Annotated in this window: 5 protein-coding genes and 1 other RNA gene; 3 read left to right on the plus strand and 3 right to left on the minus strand. The window is 67.1% G+C overall.

The window, feature by feature from the left end:
* Positions 1 to 379, plus strand: a 379-nt coding sequence (locus tag JHD80_RS26580; RefSeq protein ID WP_199093489.1) for a GNAT family N-acetyltransferase, incomplete at its 5' end; no start/stop codon positions are given.
* 30 nt (positions 380 to 409) lie between these two features.
* Here JHD80_RS26580 and JHD80_RS26585 read toward each other — a convergent pair.
* From JHD80_RS26585 to JHD80_RS26595, 3 genes are all read right to left on the minus strand, one after another.
* Entirely contained in the window at positions 410 to 1348 is a 939-nt protein-coding gene (locus JHD80_RS26585) for a sensor domain-containing diguanylate cyclase (RefSeq protein WP_199093491.1), read from the minus strand.
* Between the two features lie 106 nt (positions 1349 to 1454).
* A complete protein-coding gene (locus JHD80_RS26590; protein WP_199093497.1) occupies positions 1455 to 2234 on the minus strand; it encodes an N-acetylmuramoyl-L-alanine amidase in 780 nt (259 codons plus the stop codon).
* Between the two features lie 176 nt (positions 2235 to 2410).
* Entirely contained in the window at positions 2411 to 3160 is a 750-nt protein-coding gene (locus JHD80_RS26595) for a TerB family tellurite resistance protein (protein WP_199093493.1), read from the minus strand.
* 351 nt (positions 3161 to 3511) lie between these two features.
* Here JHD80_RS26595 and JHD80_RS26600 point away from each other — a divergent pair, with 351 nt between their 5' ends.
* Positions 3512 to 4135: a lytic transglycosylase domain-containing protein gene (locus JHD80_RS26600; RefSeq protein ID WP_199093495.1), complete on the plus strand. Its 624-nt coding sequence runs from the start codon at positions 3512 to 3514 to the stop codon at positions 4133 to 4135.
* Between the two features lie 68 nt (positions 4136 to 4203).
* Positions 4204 to 4610: RNase P RNA component class A (rnpB, locus tag JHD80_RS26605), an RNA gene on the plus strand.
* The last annotated feature ends 95 nt before the right edge of the window (positions 4611 to 4705 follow it).

The following is a 4705-nucleotide window of genomic DNA, read 5'->3' on the forward strand; positions in this document are numbered from 1 at the left end:
CATCCATGCCATCCGCATGGCCGTGCGCGAGAACGTCCTGAGCGATCCCTCGAAGGTGACGGCCGCGGATATCGCCTGGTATCGCGAGCAGGCGATCTTCCTCGTCGCGGAAAGTGCGGGCGAGGTCGCGGGCTTCACCTGCGCTAACCATCTGAGCGGCCTGATCTGGGCCTTGTTCATCGATCCCGCGCAGGAGGGGCGGGGGCATGGCCGCGCCCTGCTGGATGCGGCATTGGCCGGACTGAAGGCGGCAGGCCACGCCCAGGCCTGGCTCGAGACCGGGGCGGGCACGCGGGCGGAGCGCTTCTACGTCCGCCACGGATGGCGCGATATGGGTCGGAGCCTCGACGGGCAGATCGTCTTCACGCGGTTGCTGTAGGGCCCGGCACCCTGCGGGGCCCGAGCCGGCTTATTCGGCCGGCAGCCGGCTGGCGACGCTCGCAAGGGGCTTGTCGAACATCCGCAAGGTGCCGCCACCGGCCGTGCTGGCGACATGCAGGGCAGCCTGCGCCTCGGCGAAGAGGGTGACGGGATCGCGGTGGCGCTGTTCCTCGAGGCTGACGGCGCCGATCGAGATCGTGAAGTCGATCACCATGGTGCCGCGCGAGATCGGCCGGCAGAGCAGATGGCGTGCATTCTCGAGGCTCGCGGCAAATCGCTGCTGGCCCGTCGACATCCGCAACAGGAGGGCGAATTGGCTCCTGTTGATACGCCCGCTCGCGAGAGCGTCCGGGAAAAGCCGCGCGAGGCGTTCATCGAAGCGAGCCAGCAATTCATCGCTGGCGGCGGCGCCGAAGGTTTCGACGATGTCGTGAAAGTCGTCGATATCCACGATGACCAGCGCGAAGGCCTCCTGGTCGAAGCGCGCGCCACGCAGCGCCTTGCCGAGGCGGGTTTCGAAGTCGCGGCGGGTGGACGGCGCGATGATCGGCTGGTGCCGCGACAGCGCGGCAAGATCGCTCCACAGGCCCTTCTCGGCGGTGACATCCTGTTTCGAGCCGAAGATGCGGAGCGGGCGGCCGTTCTGATGGCCGACGCCGACGATCAGCCGCATCCAGCGTCTTTCGTTGCTCGCGGTGCGGATGCGGCAGTCGAGCGAGAACGCGCCGCCATTGCGGATAATGCCGCTGCGCATCCGATTCATCTCGCTGCGCGAGCCCGCCTCGTAAAGGTCGAGGATCGACGAGCGCTGGATGGTGGAACCGCGCTGCAAGCCGAACAGGTCGTAGACGCCGTCGGTCCAGCTCAGGGATTCATTGGCGAGATTGCACTCCCAGGCGCCGATGGCGGCCGGGTGGCCCGACACGCGGCAAAGCTCGGCGGCGAGATGCTGCTGCTGGCTGTTCAAGGCTGCCCCCTTCCGGTGTGCCTCACCGGGAAGGCTACACTAGGGGGCGGGAGTTAAGCGAGCCTTGCGAAAGCGCTGCCGGAGCCTGTCGCTCACGGAATCGCGATCAGGCGGTTCGTGCGCTTTGCGTCGCCGCGAGCAGGTCCCGCAATGTCGTGATCGTCGAGGAATCGGCGACGCCGTCGACCTTATCCGGCCGCCAGTGACGCTGGAAGGCCGCGACGACCGCTTCCAGCCTGTCGTCGAAGACGCCATCGACCGTGACGCCGTAGCCGAGCATGGCGAACATCGCCTGCAGCGCCTCGACCGGCTGGCCGGTCTCGCCACGGGCAAAGAAGCGCCCGCCGCGGATCGGGGCCGGTTCCGTCCACAGGCCGACGCCGGCCTCGGCGAAGCGGCGCCAGGGGAATTTCTCGCCCGGATCGATCTTGCGTCCCGGCGCGATGTCGGAATGGGCGAGCACGTGTTCGGGGGGAATGGCCCAGCGCTCGCAGATGTCGCGGCAGAGGTTCAGCGTCGCGGCGATCTGCTCCTCGGGATAGTCGGGAAGGCCGCCGGGATGGCCGGGATTGGCGATCTCGATGCCGATCGAGCAGGAATTGATGTCGGTCTCGCCGGCCCAATGCGAGGCGCCGGCATGCCAGGCCCGCCGCCCTTCCGGCACGAGCTGGAGCGTGTGGCCGTTCTCGAAGACGAAATAATGCGAGGAGACCTGCGCAACGGGGTTGCAGAGCCATTGCAGCGCTTCGCCCGCGACCGGCATGCCGGTGTAGTGCAGGATCAGCATATCCGGCCGGCGGCCCGGCGTGCCGTCGGCGTGCTTGCGCTCGCCGTGGTTCGGCGATGGGAAGATCTTGGCTGCGAAGCGGCTGTCGGGCTTGGCCATGCCCGGACCAGCTTCGGCTTGGATGTTCGATGTCGTCATGATCCTATCGCATCGTCATTCCGGGCTTGACCCGGAATCCATCATAGAGCGCATCGCTTTACGACGGATTCCGGATCGGCGCCGCTGGCGCGGCTCGTCCGGAATGACGAGCCTTTTCCTGTTGGAAGGCAGCACTATCAAGCCGGTTCGGGCGCGAGATTGCGGCTCATGCCGCGCTCCTTCTGGATCGCGTCCCAGGCGGCGTTGATGGCGGCGATCCGGCGCGTCGCGATGGCGATCGCCTCCTCGGGCAGGCCCCGCGCAATCTCGCGATCGGGATGGGTCTCGGCGACGAGGCGGCGGTAGTGGCGCTTCAGCTCGGCGTCGTCCATCTCGCGGCTGGCGCCGAGCACGAGATAGGGATCGTCCGGCCGGCGGGCATGGCGCGCCTCGATCCGCGCGAAATCGGGCTCGGCGATGCCGAAGATGCCGGCGACCGACACCAGATAGGCATGCTCGGCCTCGTGGATCGCGCCATCGGCGGCGGCGATCAGGAAGAGCCCGTCGAGCACGTCTTCCAGCAGGGCGGGCTCGTCCTTGAAGGCGCCGGCGATCTGCGCGGCATAGGCCTCGAAGCCCGCGCTGGTCTGCTTGGCGAGGTCAAACAGGGCCTCGATGCGCTGCTGCTGATCGGGCGGGACCTCGACGATGCGGTGGAAGGCGGTGACCTCGTCGCAGGTCACGACGCCGTCGGAGCGCGCCATCTTGGCGGCGAGCGCGACGAGGCCGGTGGTGAAGACGAGCTCGCGCGGAGCCGGCCCGAAAGGCGCGCCCTCGCGATCGACCAGGACATGGCCGGCGAGCGCGCCGACGAGCGCGCCCAGCGGGCCGCCGATCACGAGCCCGAGCCCGCCGCCGCCCAGAGCGCCCCAGAATGAGGAAGCCATCACAAAACCGATCCCGGTGAATCCGAAGCGTGGATGATGAAAGGAGGGAGCGATTCAACGCAAGTGCACCCGGTGCGGCGGCCTGCCGCGCCAAAAAGCACTTCCAGCGGGGAATCGGGCTGAAATGCGGCAGGTGATTCGGCTGCTTGATTCGCATCCGGAGGCCGGGAGCCGGCGAAGTTTTTCGACCCAGCCAATACATATGAATACTGAATAGTTAACAATAGAATAAATTCCTGTTAGAGCCTATTGTTGAGTATTTTATTCGGGATGTGTCAGATTATCGACACATTCGGGCATCAGTTGACCGCCCCCATCTGCCAGTCATGGCGCAATGGGGTTTAGTTCGACATGCGATATATCTGTGGTGGTCTCGCGGTTGCGTGCCTGATTAGCCTCTCCGGGGTTGCCCTGGCCGAGGATTTCGTCAACGCGGAAACGGACCCCAGAGCGCTGATCGTTCGTGACGCCGAGATCGCCCGGGCCAAGGCCGCGGCTGCGAAGGGCGAGGAAGCCCCCGCCGAAGCCTCCGCGACGAAGGTGAGCGCCCGCTCGGCCAAGGCCGAGGCCCGCGCCAGCCGCGCACTTGCGGCTCCTGCCGGAGCGGAGGGCATCAAGGCGATCGTCGCCCGCCATGCCGCCGCTAACGGCGTGCCGTTCTCGCTCGCCGACGCGATCGTGCGCGTCGAGAGCCGCTATAATCCGCGGGCCGCGCATGCCGGCAATTTCGGCCTGATGCAGATCCGCCACCAGACGGCGCGCGGCATGGGCTATTCCGGCAGCGCGAGCGGGCTGCTCGATGCCGAGACGAATGCCCGCTACGGCATGAAGTATCTCGCCATGGCCTACAAGATGGCCGGCGGCGACACCTGCCGCACCATCATGAAGTACCAGAGCGGCCATATGACCACCCATATGAGCGGCGCCAACCGCACTTATTGCGCCAAGGTGCGCACGATCACTGCCCGCAACTGATCTGACTTGGCGCCTCCGGGCGCGGTTCCGCTTGACGCCGGCCGCGCCAGCGCGCATCTCCCCACTCGCCAGTCGGCCGGACGGCCGCTCTCGCTCGCGAGGGAGGAAAGTCCGGGCTCCACGGAAACACGGTGCCGGATAACGTCCGGCGGGGGCGACCCCAGGGAAAGCGCCACAGAGATCGAACCGCCCTGCGCTGGAGAGCTTCGGCTTTTCCGGCAGGGTAAGGGTGAAAAGGTGCGGTAAGAGCGCACCGCGGACCCGGCAACGGGGACGGCATGGCAAGCCCCACCGGGAGCAAAACCGAATAGGGACGATGCTTCCCGCGCAAGCGGGCAGGGGCAGGTTTCTGTGCCTTGTCGTCCGGGTTGGTTGCTCGAGGCGCGCAGCAATGCGCGTCCCAGAGGAATGGCCGTCACGTCGGGGGAGCGATCCTCCGGCCATCCAGAACCCGGCTTACAGGCCGACTGGCACCTCGACCGTCGTGAAGGCGCTGGAACCGCGCGGCTCTTCCTTCTCCCCTTGCGGGGGGAGGTGCCCCGAAGGGGCGGATGAGGGGTCGCGCAGGGC

Origin of the sequence: Allobosea sp. ASV33, assembly GCF_016428755.1 — a bacterium.
Taxonomy (GTDB): Bacteria; Pseudomonadota; Alphaproteobacteria; order Rhizobiales; family Beijerinckiaceae; genus Allobosea.